15 protein-coding genes are annotated in these 20,820 nt (G+C 61.8%); 11 read left to right on the forward strand and 4 right to left on the reverse strand.

Features of this window, described 5'->3' with window-relative positions; genetic code table 11:
* Positions 1–7: 7 nt before the first annotated feature.
* A complete protein-coding gene (gene purE, locus ACVWVP_RS02610) occupies positions 8–499 on the reverse strand; it encodes a 5-(carboxyamino)imidazole ribonucleotide mutase (protein WP_003176980.1) in 492 nt (163 codons plus the stop codon).
* A gap of 379 nt (positions 500–878) precedes the next feature.
* Between purE and ACVWVP_RS02615 the strand changes: the two genes are divergently transcribed.
* Positions 879–1,514, forward strand: a complete 636-nt coding sequence (locus ACVWVP_RS02615; RefSeq protein ID WP_457404426.1) for a hypothetical protein — start codon at positions 879–881, stop codon at positions 1,512–1,514.
* A 56-nt stretch (positions 1,515–1,570) separates the two neighbouring features.
* Here the strand turns inward: ACVWVP_RS02615 and ACVWVP_RS02620 are convergent, their stop codons facing one another.
* Complete coding sequence (locus tag ACVWVP_RS02620; RefSeq protein ID WP_178920429.1) at positions 1,571–2,482, reverse strand: LysR substrate-binding domain-containing protein; 912 nt, start codon at positions 2,480–2,482, stop codon at positions 1,571–1,573.
* Positions 2,483–2,664: 182 nt separating this feature from the next.
* On the opposite strand from ACVWVP_RS02620, the gene aspA reads away from it, so the two are divergent.
* The 7 genes from aspA (at position 2,665) to ACVWVP_RS02655 (ending at position 14,988) form a co-directional block, all read left to right on the forward strand.
* Positions 2,665–4,089 (forward strand): aspartate ammonia-lyase, encoded by a 1,425-nt coding sequence (gene aspA / locus ACVWVP_RS02625; RefSeq protein ID WP_178920431.1) that lies wholly within the window; start codon positions 2,665–2,667, stop codon positions 4,087–4,089.
* A gap of 393 nt (positions 4,090–4,482) precedes the next feature.
* Complete coding sequence (locus ACVWVP_RS02630; protein WP_178920433.1) at positions 4,483–5,928, forward strand: alanine/glycine:cation symporter family protein; 1,446 nt, start codon at positions 4,483–4,485, stop codon at positions 5,926–5,928.
* A gap of 77 nt (positions 5,929–6,005) precedes the next feature.
* Entirely contained in the window at positions 6,006–6,983 is a 978-nt protein-coding gene (locus ACVWVP_RS02635) for an asparaginase (RefSeq protein WP_457404427.1), read from the forward strand.
* Positions 6,984–7,090: 107 nt separating this feature from the next.
* Positions 7,091–11,692 (forward strand): coiled-coil domain-containing protein, encoded by a 4,602-nt coding sequence (locus ACVWVP_RS02640; RefSeq protein ID WP_259172410.1) that lies wholly within the window; start codon positions 7,091–7,093, stop codon positions 11,690–11,692.
* Positions 11,693–11,744: 52 nt separating this feature from the next.
* Positions 11,745–12,737 (forward strand): AraC family transcriptional regulator, encoded by a 993-nt coding sequence (locus ACVWVP_RS02645; protein ID WP_178920439.1) that lies wholly within the window; start codon positions 11,745–11,747, stop codon positions 12,735–12,737.
* 122 nt (positions 12,738–12,859) lie between these two features.
* Entirely contained in the window at positions 12,860–13,900 is a 1,041-nt protein-coding gene (locus ACVWVP_RS02650) for a histone deacetylase family protein (protein WP_457404428.1), read from the forward strand.
* The gene (locus ACVWVP_RS02655; RefSeq protein ID WP_457404429.1) at positions 13,897–14,988 is read left to right on the forward strand and encodes a polyamine ABC transporter substrate-binding protein; all 1,092 of its coding nucleotides are present in this window, start codon (positions 13,897–13,899) and stop codon (positions 14,986–14,988) included. Before ACVWVP_RS02650 ends, ACVWVP_RS02655 begins: the two co-directional genes overlap by 4 nt.
* 60 nt (positions 14,989–15,048) lie before the next feature.
* On the opposite strand, the gene ACVWVP_RS02660 is transcribed toward ACVWVP_RS02655, so the two are convergent.
* Together ACVWVP_RS02660 and pdxR are read right to left on the reverse strand one after the other, a co-directional pair.
* The gene (locus tag ACVWVP_RS02660; RefSeq protein ID WP_457404430.1) at positions 15,049–17,319 is read right to left on the reverse strand and encodes a hypothetical protein; all 2,271 of its coding nucleotides are present in this window, start codon (positions 17,317–17,319) and stop codon (positions 15,049–15,051) included.
* A 73-nt stretch (positions 17,320–17,392) separates the two neighbouring features.
* Entirely contained in the window at positions 17,393–18,934 is a 1,542-nt protein-coding gene (gene pdxR, locus ACVWVP_RS02665; RefSeq protein WP_178920446.1) for a MocR-like pyridoxine biosynthesis transcription factor PdxR, read from the reverse strand.
* A gap of 87 nt (positions 18,935–19,021) precedes the next feature.
* On the opposite strand from pdxR, the gene ACVWVP_RS02670 reads away from it, so the two are divergent.
* Genes ACVWVP_RS02670 through ACVWVP_RS02680 form a run of 3 tightly spaced genes read left to right on the forward strand, consistent with a single transcriptional unit; the run spans position 19,022 to position 20,785 of the window.
* Positions 19,022–19,660, forward strand: a complete 639-nt coding sequence (locus ACVWVP_RS02670; protein ID WP_457404431.1) for an FMN-binding negative transcriptional regulator — start codon at positions 19,022–19,024, stop codon at positions 19,658–19,660.
* On the forward strand, positions 19,657–20,103 hold the full coding sequence (locus ACVWVP_RS02675) for an N-acetyltransferase family protein (protein WP_457404432.1): 447 nt from the start codon (positions 19,657–19,659) through the stop codon (positions 20,101–20,103). Before ACVWVP_RS02670 ends, ACVWVP_RS02675 begins: the two co-directional genes overlap by 4 nt.
* 10 nt (positions 20,104–20,113) lie before the next feature.
* A complete protein-coding gene (locus ACVWVP_RS02680) occupies positions 20,114–20,785 on the forward strand; it encodes a GNAT family N-acetyltransferase (RefSeq protein WP_178920452.1) in 672 nt (223 codons plus the stop codon).
* Positions 20,786–20,820 lie beyond the last annotated feature (35 nt).

The raw sequence follows: 20,820 nt of genomic DNA on the forward strand, positions 1-20,820 counted from the left end.
AACAACCTCAGGCGATGCGTGGGTCTGGATTGTCCAGCACGCTGTCTGTCTGCTCAGCACGGAATTTTTTCAGCACCGCGTGGAACTGCGGGTGCTTGGCGCCCAGGATGCTGGCAGACAGCAGCGCGGCGTTGATCGCGCCCGCTTTGCCGATTGCCAGGGTGGCCACCGGGATACCGGCCGGCATCTGCACGATGGACAACAGCGAGTCCACGCCCGAGAGCATCGCCGACTGCACCGGCACGCCGAGTACCGGCAGGTGGGTCTTGGCCGCACACATGCCTGGCAGGTGCGCCGCACCGCCGGCACCGGCGATGATCACCTCGATGCCACGGGATTCTGCTTCATCGGCATACTGGAACAGCAGATCCGGGGTGCGGTGGGCAGAGACCACTTTCACTTCATACGGAATGCCGAGTTTTTCCAGCATATCGGCGGTGTGGCTAAGGGTGGACCAATCGGACTTGGAGCCCATGATCACGCCAACCAATGCACTCATCGTCGTGCCTCTTCTCTCTGGGCGCCCGCAGGCGCGTCAAAAAACAACAAGCCACGCGGGAAATCCGGCGTGGCTTGTTGTACGAAATTTGGCCGGTTGGACCGGCCGAAGGCCGCGCAGTATACCGTAATAATCAAGATAAACAGCCCCTGGCATGACCATCTGTCTAGCGTATCGCTCAAGACGATTTACTGACTCAAAAGTCAGCCAATTTCTATTTAAACCCATTAAATACGCCACACGAATAACCAAAAACTTACAAAACCAGACACAGTTTCCCACTAACTGTTCAGATAAGTTAATACTTCATGAAAACGCATAAATTATACGCTTGTCCCTGGCTACTTAATTTTCAACACGAAGCACGAGGGATATATCCGTGAGCGCTAATTCCATCTTCGACTTCTATCGAATCACTTCACAAGGAACCCCAACAATAACGGAAAAATCCAAGCGCCCCCCCAAACAACCGATTCATGTAAATGTAGTTTTCCACAAAGATTTGGGTTATGTCGCCGAACAGGAATTCGAGCAAACTCATTTGGCGTTGGCCAAAAAGCATATTCAGAAGATTTCAGGACGAGAAGTTGTCATCAATGTGATCCGCGATCCCAAAATGCGCGACTTCAACTACAAATCCGACAATGATGTCGAGCGCGGCCTTCGCGAGCACTGGAACAGAAACGAGAACCCAGGTCACAACCACAAATCGAAAAAGCCCGAGCTGCAGAAAACGTTATTCGTAACACCGGCCCATTTAAGCTTCAGCGAACCTGCCAAGGCCGACTCCGGCCATGAGTTTGGAATGACTTCTTACAACAATCCTCGAGGCGCAGCGCACGCACTTGGACTTTTGCTGGGCGCAACGCGCAAGGACGCGGATATCACTTATAACGGTTGGTGGAATGATACGTTTATGAAATACAACGGCGAGTCCGTTCTGCGCGGCAATGATTTGAACTACTCCGACGCGAACAAACAAAACATTCGCAAATACCTTGATAAATTCGACTGAGCCACCCTCCCAGTCAATTTCAACAGGTCACAATTGCCCCGGGCTTCATCCGCCGTTCACAGTGTTGCGCTGGCCGCCCCACCTTCAAGCTTGCGCCACAACAACCGCACATTCGCCTTGCGCACCAGCGCACAGCGATACAGGCGGATCTCCAGCGGCACGTGCCATTGCGGACCGCCGCATACCACCAGCTCACCGCGCGCCAACTCCGCACGCACACTCAACTGTGGCACCCAGGCGATGCCCAGGCCTTCCAGGGCCATGCTCTTGAGACTGTCGGCCATGGCGGTTTCGTACACGGTGGTAAAGCGCAGCGCACGCTGGCGCAGCAGCAGGTGCACCGAACGGCCAAGGAACGCGCCGGCGCTGTAGGCCAGCAGCGGCACACTGCCCTCGCCTTCCAGGTCGAACAGCGGCTTGCCGTCGGCATCGGCGGCACACACCGGGAGCATTTCGGTATTGCCCAGGTGCAGCGAAGGGAAAATCTCGGCATCCATCTGCATGGCCGCATCCGGGTCGTAGAACGCCAGCATCAGGTCGCAACCGCCTTCGCGCAGGGCGTGCACAGCATCACCGACGTTGGTGGCCACCAACCGTGTGGCGATGTTCAAGCCTTCGTTGCGCAGTTGCGCGATCCAGCGCGGGAAGAAGCCCAGCGCCAGGGAGTGCGCTGCCGCCACTTGCATGACCTCGCCCTGCCCACCTTCCAGGTGATGCAAATGGCGCAACACTTCACCCAGCTGTTCGACCACGGTGCGCGCCGTCACCAGGAACAGCTGGCCCGCCGCCGTCAATTCCACTGGCGTACGCGACCGGTTGACCAGCGTCAGCCCCAACGCCGCTTCCAGGCTACGGATACGGCGGCTGAACGCCGGCTGGGTCACAAAGCGCCGCTCTGCCGCCTGGGAAAAACTGCGCGTCGCCGCCAGGGCGCTGAAGTCTTCCAGCCATTTGCTCTCAAGGTTCATCAGTTCCTCCCACGGGTACGCACCATTTTGGCACACACGCCCGCCATGATAACCGGGTCACACGCATATTATGCCGTTTGTGCATAGGTTAGTGCTTAACAGCATTGGCCCAAAAACTTCTACAAGCCTAGCATTCGCAGCGTTCCGGCCAGTTCCGGGTCCATATCGAGATGATTTCCGTCATGTCCTCCGCTGCATCTTTCCGCACAGAAAAAGACCTGCTTGGCGTACTCGAAGTACCGGCTCAAGCGTATTACGGCATCCAGACCCTGCGAGCGGTGAACAACTTCCGCCTCTCGGGTGTTCCGATTTCGCATTACCCGAAATTGGTGGTCGGCCTGGCAATGGTCAAGCAAGCGGCGGCAGACGCCAACCGCGAGCTGGGTCAGCTCAGCGAAGCCAAGCACGCGGCCATCAGCGAAGCCTGTGCCCGCCTGATCCGCGGCGATTTCCACGAAGAGTTCGTGGTGGACATGATTCAAGGCGGCGCTGGCACTTCAACCAACATGAATGCCAACGAAGTCATCGCCAACATCGCGTTGGAGGCCATGGGCCACAACAAGGGCGAATACCAGTACCTGCACCCCAACAACGACGTGAACATGGCGCAGTCGACCAACGACGCCTACCCGACCGCGATCCGCCTGGGTCTGCTGCTGGGCCATGACGCGCTGCTGGCCAGCCTCGACAGCCTGATCCAGGCGTTCGCCGCCAAAGGCGAAGAGTTCAGCCACGTGCTGAAAATGGGCCGCACCCAATTGCAAGACGCCGTGCCGATGACCCTCGGCCAGGAATTCCGTGCCTTCGCCACCACCCTGGGTGAAGACCTGGCCCGCCTGAAAACACTGGCGCCAGAACTGCTGACCGAAGTGAACCTGGGCGGCACCGCCATCGGTACCGGCATCAACGCCGACCCGCGCTACCAGGCCCTGGCCGTACAACGCCTGGCCGTCATCAGTGGCCAGCCGGTTGTTCCAGCCGCCGACCTGATCGAAGCCACCTCCGACATGGGCGCCTTCGTGCTGTTCTCCGGCATGCTCAAGCGTACTGCCGTGAAGCTGTCGAAGATCTGCAACGACCTGCGCCTGCTGTCCAGCGGCCCACGCACCGGCATCAACGAGATCAATCTGCCGGCACGCCAGCCAGGCAGCTCGATCATGCCCGGCAAGGTCAACCCGGTGATCCCGGAAGCCGTGAACCAAGTGGCGTTCCAAGTGATCGGCAACGACCTGGCCCTGACCATGGCAGCCGAAGGCGGCCAACTGCAACTGAACGTGATGGAGCCGCTGATCGCCTTCAAGATCTTCGACTCGATCCGCCTGCTGCAACGCGCCATGGACATGCTGCGCGAGCATTGCATCACCGGCATCACCGCCAACGAAGCCCGCTGCCGCGAGCTGGTGGAGCACTCCATCGGCCTGGTCACCGCGCTGAACCCGTACATCGGCTACGAAAACGCCACCCGCATCGCCCGCATCGCCCTTGAAAGCGGCCGCGGCGTGCTGGAACTGGTGCGCGAAGAAGGCTTGCTCGACGACGCCATGCTCGACGACATCCTGCGCCCCGAAAACATGATTGCCCCACGCTTGGTTCCACTGAAGGCCTAAGCGTTTGTTGCACCGCTCACCAGGTTGAGGGACTAGACACCTCTCACCTTTTGAGGGCCTGAAGGCTCGTTCTTCAGGCCCTTTTTTTTGCCTCAAGGTTGTGAAATGACGCTTATAAAAAATCCAATATCGCCCTGCAAACCCACTACCCCCGCCACAGCTCGGCTGAAACCTTTAATCGCCCCGTGCAGACGGATCACGCTTGCCTAGGTATAGTGCCGCCCCTCTTCGCGCCTGCGGCCGTCGGTAACGAGGCCCGGACACAACGCGAAAGCGCATGAATAACAACACCCGCAAAAGGATTGGGTTCCAAGCGTCGTGCACTGCCTGGTGCTGAGCGATGCGTCGGACCGTCCTGCGTTTGCCATTAGAAAAATCAGCGAGGAACACTCCATGCTCGAAGTCATCAACGACTTCCTCTCAGGGAAAGTACTGATCGTGCTCATTGTCGGGCTCGGCGGTTATTTCACGATTCGCTCGCGTTTCGTACAACTGCGTCACTTCTTCCACATGTTCTCGGTGTTTCGCGACAGCTTGAAGAACAGCTCCGACCAACTCAGCTCGTTCCAGGCGCTGATGCTCAGCCTGGCCGGTCGTGTAGGTGCGGGTAACATTGCCGGTGTCGGCATTGCCGTGACTCTGGGTGGCCCGGGTGCCGTGTTCTGGATGTGGGTCACCGCACTGGTGGGCATGTCGTCGAGCTTTATCGAATGCGCCCTCGGCCAGCTGTACAAACGCACCGATGCCGAAGGCACCTTCCGTGGCGGCCCGGCCTACTACATCCAGCACGGCCTGCAAAAACGCTGGCTGGGCATGGTCATCGCGTTCCTGTTGCTGGTGACCTTCGGTTTCGCCTTCAACGGCCTGCAAGCCCACGCCGTGACCCACTCGCTGAACAGCGCCTTTGGCCTCGACACCACTTACACCGGCCTGGCCCTGGCCGTGTTGCTGGGCATGGTGTTCATTGGCGGGATCAAGCGCATCGCCTCGATCGCCGACCTGCTGGTACCGGTCAAGACCCTGATCTACATCGCCGTTACCCTCTACGTGATCGTGCTGCAGTTCGACCACGTGCCGGCCATGCTCGCGACCATCGTCAAGAGCGCCTTCGGCCTCGACCAGGCCTTTGGTGGCCTTGTTGGCAGCGCGATCATCATGGGTGTGAAGCGCGGCGTGTTCGCCAACGAAGCCGGCCTGGGCAGTGCGCCTAACGTGGCCGCAGTCGCGTCCGTAGAACACCCGATCGCCCAAGGCGTGGTCCAGGCATTCAGCGTGTTCCTCGACACCTTCGTGATCTGCACCTGCACCGCGCTGCTGATCCTGCTGTCCGGTTTCTACACCCCGGGTTTTGAAGGCGACGGCATTGCCCTGACCCAGAACTCCCTGGCTGCTGTAGTCGGCGACTGGGGCCGCATGTTCATCTCCGTAGCCCTGGCGTTGTTCGTGTTCACGTCGATCATGTACAACTACTACCTGGGCGAGAGCAACCTGCGCTTCCTGGTGGGCAACAACCGCAAGATGCTGATGGCCTACCGTGCGGTGGTGCTGGCGCTGATTTTCTGGGGTTCGATCGAGAACCTGAGCACCGTGTTCGCCTTCGCCGACATCACCATGACGATGCTCGCGTTCGTCAACCTGTTCGCCCTGGCATTCCTGTTCAAGATCGCCATGCGCATCCTCAACGACTACGACAACCAGCGTGCAGCGGGGATCAAGACCCCGGTGTTCGACTCCAGCCAGTTCCCTGACCTGGACCTGGACCTCAAGGCCTGGCCGGCCAACCCGGTGAAACCGGACGTGGCGGTGTCGGCAGAGTTGAACGCTCAAACGCAACGCTGAAACGCTAAGCAGTGACACGCCGCCCGGCCTTGGGCATGCTCTGGGCCCGGCGGCGTTTTTCGTTCAGGAGAATCTCAATGTCAGCATCCAACCACGTCATGGTGCTCTACACCGGCGGCACTATCGGCATGCAGGCCAGCGCCAACGGCCTGGCCCCCGCATCCGGTTTCGAAGCGCGCATGCGCGAACAGCTTGCCGGCCAGCCATTGCCCGCCTGGCGCTTCCAGGAAATGACCCCGCTGATCGACAGCGCCAACATGACGCCCGCCTACTGGCAGCGCCTGCGCATCGCCGTGATCGATGCGGTGGACCAGGGCTGCGATGGCGTGCTGATCCTGCACGGCACCGACACCCTGGCCTACAGCGCGGCCGCCATGAGCTTCCAACTGCTGGGCTTGCCGGCACCGGTGGTGTTCACCGGTTCCATGTTGCCGGCCGGCGTGCCGGACAGCGATGCGTGGGAAAACGTCAGCGGCGCCTTGCAGGCACTGGGCACAGGCCTGACGCCGGGTGTGCACCTGCATTTCCACGGCGCGATGATCGCGCCGACCCGCTGCGCGAAGATCCGCAGTTTCGGCCGCAACCCGTTCGCGGCGCTGAATCGCCAAGGCGGTGCGGCCCGTGCCGATACCCTTCCCCCGGTCCTGGACTATCGCCAGCCCAAAGCCTTGGCCAACGTCGGTGTACTGCCGCTGGTGCCGGGTATTGGCGCTGCGCAGTTGGACGCCATGATCGGCAGCGGCATCCAGGCCCTGATTCTCGAATGCTTCGGCAGCGGCACCGGCCCAAGTGACAATCCAGGCTTTCTCGCCAGCCTCCAGCGCGCCCAGGAACTGGGTATTGTGGTGGTGGCGATCACCCAATGCCATGAGGGCGGCGTGGAGCTGGATGTCTACGAAGCCGGCAGCCGCCTGCGCGGCGTTGGTGTGCTGTCCGGTGGTGGCATGACCCGCGAAGCGGCGTTCGGCAAGCTCAATGCGCTGCTTAGCAGCGGGCTCGACACCCAGACAGTCCGCCGCCTGGTGGAACTGGACCTGTGCGGCGAGCTGCGCTGAGTACCCGCCTTAGATAAGCACCACCGCACCCGGCACGACGCTCCCTAGCATGGCAACGCCCCAGGTTTTACTGGGCTCGTTGCCATTCTTTCGTGCCAGGAAGCGTCATGACTTCATCCCCATCATCTGAACCCACCCAAAGCCTCACCGACACGCTGATCGCGCAAATGTCCAGCGGCCCCGCGTTTCGCGAAGTGGCCGCCCTCTTGCTGCGTGAGCAATTGCAGGCGCTGTACCCCACGCTGGACATCGACCCGAATACCGCCGTGGTCGGCACTCCGCTGTGGGACATCGAGGATGACCAGGTGGTGCCGGCCGGTCGCCATTACCAGGTGCTCACCGACGTCCTCGCCGTGCAGTCCGTACTGGCGGTGCCCACGCTCTACATCGAAGGCCAGCATTTTCTGACCCAACTGCCCGTCATTGAACCGGCGGTCCACCTGCCAGTGCGCATCCTCGATATCGCCAGCATCCTCAATACCCTGGCGCCCGTGATGTTGCGCGGCTACCAACAGGCCCAACTGGAGTACTGGAACGCCACCGAAGGTGACAGCGACCCACGCTGGCATGCGCTGTCGGATGTGCTGCGCGACCACTGGAACCTGGAGCGAATGCCCGGCTGGAGCGCTGCCGATTGCCAGATGGCACGCCAGCTGTTCCGCACACCGGACGCGGCCACGCGCAAGCGGGATGACCCGGCCGAAGGTCGAGCTTATGTGGTGGATGTCGACCAGGTCGATGACGCGGGTAACACCACCCACTTGGATGAAAACCTGATCAGCGTGCTCATCGGCAAGCCGGAGGGCACCGAGGTGGTGCTTACCCATTCGTTGATGTCGGGGTTCAAAAAGTACCGCTCCCTCGACGAGTTGGGCAAGGACCTGCCGCTGCTGGCGAGGCATAAAAAACTGGAGTGGCGCCTGGTCGAACCTGACGGGGATTTCTTTGACTACCTGGCCAGTGCCTTCATCGGCATCCAGATCAAGGCGATCGGGGCGATCGACTTTTCCTACCTGCGCGAGCCGGACGCTTCACAACACAACCTGGCGCAACCCCCCACACCCCGCGTCAAACGGAATGCACCGGACTTGCTCAATTACATCCAGGCGCTCCCCGAGTGGCTGACCAGCGCCTCTACATCAGACCAGGCTGCGTACTCACGCCACCTCAAGGACCTGGCAACCCTGCACAGCGCCAACGAGGGCCGCACCTACGACGAAGGCATCAACCCGCTGCCTCGATACACGCTCGAACAGCTCAGCGCCGAAATGCTCAAGGACCACCCTGACGCGCTCACGCAGTGGCTGAGCGACCTCGACATCGTCGTGCGCAGCCCCGTGGTCTGGGGCACTTTCGCGGTGCCGGGGCAAATCGAGACCACGGTGTTCAGCCTGGCAGAACTGGCCCTGCAAAACCTGATTGCCTTGCCGTTGGGTATCAAATCCCTGCGCCTGCGCAAACCGCTTGCGCTACCGGATTGGCTGACCGTCGACTACCTGGAAGGCCTGATCAACCGCGTGGACATCGGCAGCACCTACCCGGCGCTGATCCAGCGAACGCTGCTGGGTGATCCACAGGAGTCCGCACGCAGGCGCGCGCTCTACGTCCAGCACTTGCGCATTCAACTGCCGTTGCTGGCATTGCAATGCAAGCTGCGCGGCGAGGGAGACATCGATGAGCAAGGCTATGCGTATGTGAAGGCCGTGATGCAGGCCGAGTCCGCCGAGCGCCAGGTACAGGGCCAGCGCATCGTGATACGGGCGCTGGCGTTCGTACCGACCCGCCGACAGGGCAGTACGGCGGACCCGGTCACCAATATGTTCGTGATCGGGCCGGAAGACCCGACCGCCGGCCCCTGCCTGCTGTACCGGCCGCTGCTGGACAAACCCCTGTCCCAGTTCCCATCGCAGAGCAATCTGCTCTACGCCTTGCAGCAGTCCAGAAGCCTGCGCGATTCGGTGCTGGCGTGGCTGCCGGATGACGTGCGCGATGACTATGCCCAATACGTGTTTCCTGGCGACCTGCCGTCACCCTGGGCGGTGGTCGAATTCCTGGTGGACCCGTTCAAGCTGTGGATCATGGGCGGGCCGCTGGTGCTCGGCCAGGAGGCCATCGAGGACGATTTGCTCAGCGCGCTGTACGATGCCAACGCCAAGGCCCTGATCACCCTCGCCGACCGGCAATCGGTGTCCAACGCCGAAGCGCGCTGGGCCACGTTCAAGCGTGCCGGCTGGCTGATCTTCAACAGTGCGCTGCCCTTTCTGGGGCGCACCGTCGGCGTGGCAGCCTGGATCTGGCAGATCATGGATCAACTGCAAAACGTGGTTGACGCCCAACAGCATCCCGAGCAGCAATCCACGTGGGCCGCGCTCGCCGAGCTGCTGCTCAACCTCGGCACGGCCCTGACCCTGCACAGTGTCACCCGCACCGCGCCACGCCGGCCAACGCCGGGCAAGCCTGTGATTGCGCCAAAGCAGCCCTCTCCTCCAGCGCCCGTCAGTATTACCCGATTGACGCCAATTGCCTCGGACGCACTGATCACCCATGACCAACCGTTGCACATCAGCGGCGCCATCAACCGAGCGCCCGCCCGCCTGGCCACCGTGCTGGACAGCTTCATGGTGGTCAAACCCGATGCACTGGGAGACGCCAATAGCGAACCTGGGGCCTATCACTTTCTGCATCGCGGCGGGCAAGACTGGTACGCCCCGGTGGCACATCGCTGGTTCAAGGTGCTGGTCGACGAGAATGACGATGTGCAGATTGTCGACCCTGTGCTGCCCAGCCGTACCGGCCCGATGTTGATTCACAACAGCAGCGGCCAGTGGTTTATCGATACCCGCCTGCGCCTGCGCGGTGGCGGGCCCAAGCTCATGACCGCCAAGGCCCGCGCGCAGGCCAAGCAAAAGGCCCGGCAGTTGCGTGAGCGCCTGGAAGCTTTCGAAAGCGGCAAAAAAGCCGCCCAGAACGAGCTGCAACGCGCCCGACAGGCGTTGGACGCCGGCCCCTCCACCTCAGCCGATGCGCTCCGGCATACCTATATCCAGACCCTGGAGACCCAGCGCACGGAGTACGAATCGGCCCTGCAGATGCTCAAGGAAATGAATGTCCACGAACCCAGCGCTGAGTACGCGCCCAAGGCCCTCAACTACATCAAGGCCCAGGCCAGGCTGACCCAGGCAGCGCTCAGCGACATCCTCGCCCGCTTCACCCCCAAATGGCGCACCGTGCACGATCAGATGCAGCGCCAGATCGAAGAGCCGCAAGAGCGCCACATCGAAGACTTCCGCGAACTGCGCGAACTGGCCGGCAAGCTGCTCGTGCAATTGGAATACATGCACGGCCGCTTCACCGAACTCAAGGGCCTGGCCAGGGATGGTGCGCTGCTGCTCAATACCCTCAAGGGTTCAATGCCGGTCTACACCCCCGACGATCTCAAAGCGATACGCATATCACTGACGCGCAACCTGTGCCTTCCCGAAACCAGTATCAAGCAGACGCCGCAAGCCTGGTTGGCGATTGACCAGATTGTCGACACCGCCGACATCGCGATCCAGTGCCTGCGTGACACCCTCGAAGAGCACAGTGATCGGCGCCTGGACGAGCGCATTGACACCTTGAGCAGCCTGATCGAACAGTTTCAATTGCTGGACGAGCGCCTGCAGGATTTTCCCGTGGAGTTTTCCGAACAAGCCATCACTGATCAACTGCTTGAACTGCGCGGGGAGCTGAGCGAGTTCCAACGCCGGGCCACCAGCAACCTCGGCAGACTGAGCCTGGAAAGAACCGCGCTCAGAAACCGTCCCACCCCACCTTCTACGCCGCCGCGCCCCAGGAAACAATTTATCCACACCCGCTACAACGGCCTGCTGATCGGTGAGCCGCGCTTGAACGCCCTGGGCCTGGAAACCGGCCTGGTGGATATCCGCTCACCCCTGACCCAGCAAGTGCTGGCCACCTATCATGAGAAAACCAAAGGCGTCTGGGTGGTACGCGACCGCACCCCACCGCCGTCGGCCGGGCCCATTGCAGTGGATGTGCAGCAGAGCATCAGCGAAGGCCAGCGCCTGTTGGACGAGTTGCCTGCGTTCCTTGCTCGGGCCCGTACCCACGCTAACCTCGCTGACCGTGCACCGTTTGGCATCGAGCACCTGTACCACCAGCACGCCAGCAGGCTGGAGCTGGCCCGTCACTCGATCGAAGAGGCCCTGACGCAGCGCAACATCACCGACGGCGGGGCCTTTTCAGCACCGGCCAGCGCCGTGATCAAAGCCCTCGACGGTGCCTTGGCCGACCTGTATCAGCAGAGCAATCAGCTGGTGCAACGCACGCTCAAGCTGCGCCCGCCCACCGTGCCAGGGGTTGAATGGCTCAAGCGGCACAATGCGGTGTCCATCAAGAAAACCGTGGCCCGCCGTCGCATCAAGTCCATGAAACCGGACTACCTGGACGAATACACCATCAGCGACCGCGCCACGGGCCAGGTGCTGTGGTATGCGCACTTTCACTACAGTACCCACTGGACGCCAGACAAAGCCTACCTGTCTGCTCGCCTGAAAACGCCGGACGAGTACCGCCTGGGCACCGCTGCGGATACCGCCAAGGGCCTTGATCGCACCCAGACCGTGGCGTTCTATCGCAGCGAGATCAGCCTGGAACAGGCCCGTGAACTGTTTTTCCAACGACCCAAGTCCGAGTCCGGGAGCTGACACCCGGCATGTAACTTGCTGCCCGTAAGCCATACCCCGCACAGGTTTGCCCATGCTGCATTCACACCTGACCACCCTCAACGCCGTGTCCCTGGTGTTGTCCACCTTCAACGCCCAGGGCCTGGCGAGCGAGGTATTGCTGGCCGGCAGCGGCATCGGCCTGACGGATCTGCGCCACGCCGACACGCGCATCACCACGTGCCAGGAGATGCGTGTGTGCGCCAATGCAGTGGCGCTGCGCCAGGACATCGGCCTGGAGCTGGGCCAGCGCATGCATGTGTCGAGCTACGGTCTGCTCGGTTACGCCCTGCTCACCAGTGCCACCTTAGGTGACGCTTTGCGCCTGGCATTGCGCTACCCGGCGCTGTTGGGAACACTTTTCGAGCTGCGCCTGGTGGAGGACGGGGAGCAGATCTGGCTGACCGCCGGGGACTATCGGGAAGACCCGGCGCTGGCCGCGTTCAATGTGGAGTTTTGCCTGGTGTCGATGAAGGTCATCTGCGATGACTTGCTCGGCTGCGCGCTGCCGTTGCGGGAGGCGCGCTTCGACTACCCGGCGCCGGACTATCACGCCCGCTATGCCGAGCGCTTTGGCTGCCCGCTACAGTTCGACGCCTCGGTCAGCGGGTTTGCCTTCGACCAGGCATTGCTGGAACAGCCCTTGCCCCTGGCAGACCCCATCACCCATCGAGCCATGGCCGAACGCTGTCGCAAACAGAACTCCGAGTTCACAGGGCGCCAGGCCTGGCTGAACCGTGTGCGCCAATTACTGGCTGACCAACTGCACGCCGCTCCCGGCCTTGAGGGTTTGGCCGCGCAGATGAATTGTTCTGCACGCACGTTGCGCCGGCACTTGCAGGCCCTGGGGTGCAGCTACCAGCAACTGCTCGACGAGCTGCGCTTTGAAAAAGCCAAGCTGTGGCTGGCGCAAGACCAGATGCCGATCCACAAGATCGCCGAACAGCTGGGTTTCAGCGAAACCGCGAGCTTTCGCCACGCGTTTGTGCGCTGGAGTGGGGTAGCGCCCAGCCTGATGCGCCATTGAAGGGCGAATTACGGTCACGTTCTTTGGCCACATTTATCCCCTTCTGGCCGCTCCTGCCGTTTTCATGACTCCCGCTGAACGCAACACTGCAAGGCACAACAATGAGCCTGCGGGAGCCACCCATGCTGACGATCTACTCCGACGACCACCACCTGCACCACGGCCGCTGCGAACTGATGGACGGGCAACTGATGCCCTGTTTCGAGATGCCGTCCCGTGCCGACCATGTGCTGCAACGGGTCAAGGACCGTGAACTGGGCCCGGTGCAGGCGCCACAGGACTTCGGCCTGACGCCCCTGCAACGCATCCACAGCCGCGACTACCTCGACTTCTTCAAGGGAGCCTGGGCGCGCTGGACCGAGTTCAACACGGACGGCGACCTGCTGCCCTACACCTGGCCCGCACGCACGCTGCGCCGGGTATTGCCCACCAGCCTGCATGGCCAGTTGGGTTACTACAGCTTCGACGGCGGCGCACCGATCACGGCCGGCACCTGGCAAGCGGCCTACAGCGCGGCGCAGGTGGCGCTCACCGCACAGCGGGCGATCCAGCAAGGCGCCCACAGTGCGTTCGCCTTGTGCCGCCCGCCCGGGCACCATGCCGCCAGCGACTTGATGGGCGGTTATTGCTACCTCAACAACGCGGCGATTGCCGCCCAGGCGTTCCTCGACCAAGGCCACAAAAAGGTCGCGATCATCGACGTGGACTACCACCACGGTAATGGCACCCAGTCGATTTTCTATCACCGCAGCGATGTGCTGTTCACTTCGATCCACGGCCATCCCGAGGCGGAGTTTCCGTTTTTCCTGGGGTATGCCGATGAGTTGGGAGAAGGCGCGGGCGAGGGCTTCAATTTCAATTACCCCCTGCCAGCCGGTTCCGGTTGGGGGGCTTGGAGCGCCGCACTCGACGCCGCCTGCCAGGAGACCGAACGCTACGACGCCGACATCATCGTGGTGTCCCTGGGTGTCGACACCTTCAAGGACGACCCCATCTCCCAATTCAAGCTCGACAGCCCGGACTACCTGGCCATGGGCCAACGCATCGCGCGCCTGGGCAAGCCCACGCTGTTCGTGATGGAAGGCGGTTACGCGGTCGAAGAAATCGGCATCAACGCCGTCAATGTGCTCGAAGGTTTCGAACAACAAGGAGCCACCCGATGAAGATGCTCGCCTCCCTGGCCCTGTGCGCCGCCGTGTTGAGTGGTGCGGTGCAGGCCGAAGAAAAAACCCTCAAGGTCTACAACTGGTTCGACTACATCACCCCCAAGGCGCTGGAAGACTTCAAGGCGCAGAACCCCACGATCAAGCTGGTGTACGACATCTTCGACACCAACGAAGCCCTGGAAGCCAAGCTGCTCACCGGCAATTCCGGGTATGACGTGGTGGTGCCGTCCAACGTGTTCCTGGCCAAGCAGATCGAAGCCGGCGTGTTCCAGCCGCTCGACCGCAGCCAGTTACCCAACTGGAACCACCTCGACCCCAAGCTGATGAAACTGATCGAGGCCAATGACCCGGGCAACAAATTCGCCGTGCCCTACATGTACGGCACCATCCTCATCGGCTTCAACCCGGACAAGGTCAAGGCGGTGCTGGGACCGAACGCGCCGGTGGACAGCTGGGACCTGATCTTCAAGGAAGAGAACATCAGCAAGCTCAAGCAATGCGGCGTGGCCTTCCTCGACTCGCCGTCGGAGATCCTGCCCCTGGCCCTGCAGCACCTGGGCCTGGACCCTAACAGCAGCAACCCCAAGGACTACGTCAAGGCTGAAGCGCTGCTGATGAAGATCCGCCCCTACATCACCTACTTCCACTCCTCCAAGTACATGGCTGACATCGCCAATGGCGACATCTGCGTGGCCGTGGGCTATTCGGGCAGTTTTTCCCAGGCCGCCAACCGCGCCAAGGAAGCCAAGAACGGTGTGACCGTGGACATGCGCCTGCCCAAGGAAGGCGCGCCGATCTGGTTCGACATGCTCGCCATTCCCAAAGGCGCGCAGAACCCGCAGGACGCCTACACCTTTATCAACTACCTGTTGCAACCCCAGGTGATCGCGCCGATCAGTGACTTTGTCGGTTACCCGAACCCGAACAAGGACGCGACCGAGCAGGTTGATCCGGCCATCCGCAACAACCCCAACCTGTACCCGACCGAGGCGGCCATGGCCACCTTGTATACGTTGAAGCCCTTGGGGCGAGATGCGGAACGGGCACGGACGCGCGCGTGGACCAAGATAAAATCAGGCACTTGATCGAGCCTGTTTTCTTCTAGGCATAACCTGTGCGGGAGCGAAACACACGCTCCCGTATGGCTACACAACGTCCAGAAAAATCCGCCGACCCGACGGTGTACTGATCGGCCCGCGATAGACCTGCGTGTTGCGCCCGGCATCCCTTTGCGCCTGTTCGAAGACGCGGCCCATTCTGCGCTGGGCGGCCAGCTTCAAGTGGGCCTTGGAGGGCTGGTCGGGTGGTGTCTGAAGCAAGGGGTAATGAAAGTGGGCGTACCACAGGGGACGGTAGCCGGCCAACACGTCCACCACTTCGAACTCCTGCAGATAGTCCACCGTGCCATCGATGGTTTCTTGTACGCGGCCGTTGACCCGGCGGATACAAACGGCCTGCTGCTCAAGCAGGTACTGCACATCCCCTACGGTAGGGGTCTGGCTGAACCGGGTCAGATCGATTCGCAGGCGATGCCCCTTGATCCGTAGCTGAAGGGCCTTTGCTCGCAATTGGCTGAGCAGCGCGGCAGAGTCGGCGGTACTGAGGCGTTGGGTGAATTGCGCTAGCACGGTGGCTGCGCCGTCCAACCTGCGAGCCTCATGCTCGAACTGCTCCTCGACTTCAACAGGCGGCGTACCGGGGCGTATAGCCTCGGCTTCCAACGTGCTGGCGCGAGCCAGTGAGGCCCTCGCCGCATCAAATGCTTTACGCCCGCGAACACTCAACCCCTCCACCTCGCGCTTGAGCCGGGGCGCACGGCGAATGCCCCAGACACCTTCGGCATTGGCGACGATATCCGGCCCCACTGTTTCCGGACTATCGGGGCTGTCGACCAAGCGATGAACCGGGACGTTGATGTTGATAACGGGGCTGATACGGTTGTGCGACAACACGTTAAAGTGGTTTTCGTCCTTGTTGTAGACGAGCACGGTATTGAACAGGTGCAGGCCTTTATGGACGCCCTCACGAATCAGCTCTCCCACCCGAGACGGGCGGCGAATATCAGCCAAGCGAGACTGCTGGGCCACCGAGAGCGTCTGGCGGGCACCGGCCCAATAGGTATCCAGCCGCTTGAAGCGTGGGTGCGCCGGCACGGGCTCTGCGCCCGGTAACGCGGCGGGATAAACCAGCAGCAGGGCGACAGAACGCATGCGGCCAATACCTTCGCGCCAGGGCGCATCAGCGTTCACCGCCAGCAACGCGTTGAGCGGGCCGTCGACCTGCGGCTGGCTGGCCTGGAACAGTTCAACAAACGGTTGCTGCAGCACGGGCCCCGACGCGGGTGGCGTCGCCACCTGCTGGAAAACCTGCGCCGACCGCGGCCGAAAAACCAACCAGGGCCCTGCTTCATCGTTCTGTGCCCCGATCAGGTAGCCCGACTCATCCATCAAGCGCCTGAAAACCATCTGCTCGCCCTGCACAAAGCGATGGGTCGCGTAGGTTCTCACCGCGGCACGCAGGCGCTGATACCCCTCAAGCGTAACGCCCGCCCTCGCCTGAAGGCTGTATTCCAACGCGACCCGACGCAGTTGCAGCGCCATGTCCTGGGTAAAGCAGGCTTCGTGCACACTGTCATCGGCCGGCAGCGCTGCGAGCAGGTGTGGCGCGCAGTATTTCTGGTGGGCACCGGCCATCGCCATCAGCCACTTGCTGTAGGCCAACCGGCCTTCAGGCGAGGCATCTTTGAGCCACAACGGCAATGTCTGGTGCAGCGCCTCTTCTTCAGGGTCCTGCTGGAAGAAATCACGGAACCGAGTCACCCAAGCCAGTTGCCGATCCAACGGCCCTAGGCGCGGTGGGTCATTGAGGTCAATCGCGTCGATACGTTGCAGCATCACTTCCAGCGCACACAACGCCCAACCTTCAAAAACGTCATGGTCTAGCCGGTCCGCGTTTTCCAGCACCTCGGGCGGCAGGGTGGGTGCAAACACCTCAAGGCCATTTGCCACGGAGTAGATCAGGGCGGTGTCGACACCCACGATCGCCAAGGCGAGATCGTTGTGGCGCCGCACGCCATAGGCCTCAATCGTCGGCGCTCGCTCACCGCTATCAGGCAAGGTGAGCACCGCCTGGAGCAGGCGGCGGATAGTCGGGTCTGTCTGTTTACGCAAAATTTTGCGCAACCGCTGCGCAAGTATTTGCGCCAACTGCTCCCAGCGATTGCTCGACGCGGTGTCGGGTCCGCAGAAAAAATCGATCAACTGCTCGGCGTAATACTCCAGCACGGACTCAGGGTCCTCATCGAGCTGGGCTTGTGTCACGCCGAGTGTGCCGAGGGTCGGGCGCAAGGCGAACAGTTGGCTGATGCGCAGTTGCAGCAAATCGACCGAGGGTGATGGGGAAAGTGGGTCGGGCATGATCGTCTACCTTGGGCAATACATAGGAAACCCTCACGGTATGGGTCTCGTTACCCGACAGGACGGTAGTTAATTACCCAGCCTGCCAACCCTCACGCAGACGCTTCAACGCATGCGCAATGTCCACCTCCGGTACGGCAGCAAACCCCATCACCAGGCCCGCGCGCTGGTCAGGGGGGGTGCAGGACTGTGGCAACCAGTAACTGCTCAAGCCGTTGACCTCGACACCCACCTCGCAGGCCTGGGCAAGCAGTTGCTGTTCACGCGCCAGGCTGTCCACCCGCACGGTCAAGTGCAGCCCCGCCGCCACGCTGGGCAGTTCGCCGACACCCGCCAACCCACTTGGCCAGCCTGCCAGCAACGTGTTGCGCCGGCTCAGGGCCGCACGGCGCATGCGCCGGATATGCCGCTGGAAGTGCCCGGCCGCCATGAACTCGGCCATCACGGCCTGGGTGCTGACCTCGGAGTGACGCATGTCCACGGCACGGCGCCGGGAGAACGCATCGACCAACCCCTGGGGCAACACCAGGTAGCCCAGGCGCAAGGCCGGAAACGCCACCTTGCCGAAAGTGCCGACGTAGAGCACACGCCCGCTGCGGTCCAGGGCTGCCAGGGGCGATAACGGCGCACCGCTGTAGCGGTACTCGCCATCGTAGTCATCCTCGATGACCCATCCCCCCGTACGCTCGGCCCAAGCCAGTAGCTCCAGGCGCCGCGCCAGGCTCATCACCACACCCAGCGGGTACTGATGGGACGGCGTGACATAGGCCACCCGGCAGTCCGCCAGGGTGTTGAGCACCTGGCAGTCGATCCCTTCACTGTCCACCGGTACGCCGTGCAGGCGACCGCCAGCCAGGGCGAACGCATGGCCCGCGGCTCGGTAGCCGGGGTTTTCCACAGCCACACCATCGCCAGGCTCTACCAGCAACTGTGCACAAAGGCTGATGGCCTGCTGCGCGCCGCTGGTGATCACAATTTGTTCAGCGGTGCACTGCATGCCTCGTGAGCTGCGCAGGTAGGCCGCAATCAAGCCACGCAAACGGCTGTCACCTGCCGGGTCGCCATAGCAGAGCTGTTCCAAGTCTGGCTTGCGCCAGAATGCCCCGTTGAGCTTGGCCCAGACGTCGAATGGAAACAGATCGAACGCCGGGACACCGACCCGAAATGCCCGTGGCGGCCCTGCGGGAGGCAGCGACAGGTGGTTGGTTTTTATACGCGCCAAGCCCGGACTGTGGATAACTTCGCTGTCCAGATCTTCGGGCAAATCGGCCCATTTTGTGGATAAGGCTGGGGATAAGCCTGTTGAAAACCCTGTGGACAGTTTTGTGGATAATTTTTTTGTCGTCGGTAATTGAGCTACATAAGTGCCATCACCCACCCGACTTTCGATAAATCCCTCTGCATACAGCTGGTCATACGCGCGTACCACGCTGTTGCGCGAGATCGACAACGCCGCCGCCAAGTCACGGGTCGCCGGCAAACGCGTGCCGCTGACCAACCGCCCGTCCAGCACGCGCTGGCGCAGGGCTTCATATAACTGGCGAGTCAGGCCTTGGCGGCGATCCAGCTCGATACCGGCAGGGTTGAAGGACAGTGGCGGTGTGATCGGCGGCATATTGGACCTATGAAATTGGCCTTAGATGGCTCTTACAACGAACCATTAGCCTGCCTAGGATGCAGGCATTCGCCAAGGAATATTTCCATGTACACACCCCGCGCCTTTGCCCTCGACGACTTGCCCGAACTGCAGCAACTGATCCAGCACGCCCGCCTGGCGCAGTTGGTGACCTTTGGTGAGCAAGGCTTGCAAGCCAGTCATCTGCCGCTGCTGCTCAACCCCGATGAGGGCCCGAACGGCACACTGTACGGCCACCTGGCCAAGGCCAATCCGCAGTGGAAAGACTTGCAGAACGGCAGCGAAGCCCTGGTGATCTTCGCGGGCGCCGAAGCCTACGTCAGCCCAGCGTTCTACCCGGCCAAGGCCGAGCACGGCAAAGTCGTGCCCACCTGGAACTACATTGCCGTGCACGCCTACGGCAAGGCCGAGGTGTTTACCGATGCCGAACGGTTGCTCGCAGTGGTCAGTGCGTTGACCGATCGCCACGAAAATGACCGTGCCCAGCCGTGGAAAGTCAGCGACGCCCCGGCCGACTACATCGACGGCATGCTCAAGGCCATCGTCGGCTTTGCCTTGCCGGTCGAGCGCCTGATCGGCAAGCGCAAACTCAGCCAGAACCGCAGCCCGGCCGACGTTGCCGGCGTACGCGAAGGCCTGGCCGCCAGCAGCGATGTGCGTGACCAGACCCTCGCCCGCTTTATTCCCCAAGGAGTTTCAGAATGAGCCAGATCGACATCCGCCAGGTCACCGCCGCCGACTACGCCGCCTGGCTGCCGCTGTGGCAGGCGTATTTGAAGTTCTACGCGACCGATCTGCCAGACGCTGTCACCCAAAGCACCTGGCAGCGCCTGATCGACGCCCATGAGCCGACCCATTCCGCATTGGCCTGGCAGGACGGCAAGGCCGTGGGCATGGTCAATTTCATCTACCATCGCTCCAATTGGAGCATCGAGAATTCCTGCTACCTGCAGGACCTGTTGGTGGACCCGGCTCAGCGCGGCACCGGTGTGGGCCGCAAGCTGATCGAGTTCGTCTACGCCACCGCCAAGGCCGACGGCTGCTGCAAGGTGCATTGGCTGACCCACGAAACCAATGCCACGGCGATCCAGCTGTACGAACGCATCGCCGAACGCCCGGGCTTCATTCAATTTCGCAAAGGCCTCTAAGGAGCGCAGCATGTCCACTTCCCTCACCGACTGGAAAGGCGTCCCCGCCCCTACCGTGCAACGGCTCGAAGGGCGCTTTATCCGCCTGGAAAAACTCGACCCCGCGCGCCATGGCGATGACTTGTTCCAAGCCCTGCAAGGCCCCGGTGCCGACCCCAAGCTGTGGGATTACCTGCCTTACGGGCCGTTCCCCGAGCGCGCCGCGTTTGATGCCTGGCTCGACAACCATGCCCAGCACGCCGACCCGTATTTCTTCAGCGTGATCGACCGCGCCACCGGCCAGGTGCAGGGCATCCTCAGCCTGATGTCCATCGTGCCGGCCCAGGGCCGCATCGAAATCGGCCACGTCACCTTCGGTGCGCCCATGCAGCGCTCGCCAAAAAGCACCGAAGCGGTGTACCTGCTCGCCAAACATGCGTTCGAGCAGGGCTATCGTCGCCTGGAGTGGAAGTGCAACAACGGCAACGCCCGCTCCAAATATGCAGCCGAACGCCTGGGCTTCAGTTTTGAAGGCGTGTTCCGCCAGCACATGGTGGTCAAGGGCCAGAACCGCGACACGGCGTGGTATTCGATTATCGACTCGGAATGGCCCAAGGTGGGGGCGGGCTTTGAGGAATGGTTGTCGGAGGGGAATCAGAGGGGTGAAGGCCAGCTGAAAACCTTGGCCGAGTGCCGGGCCTAGCGCCTTGTACGGTTCCCACAAAAGTGGGAACCGTT

The sequence above is a fragment of the Pseudomonas sp. TE24901 genome, from assembly GCF_054058375.1.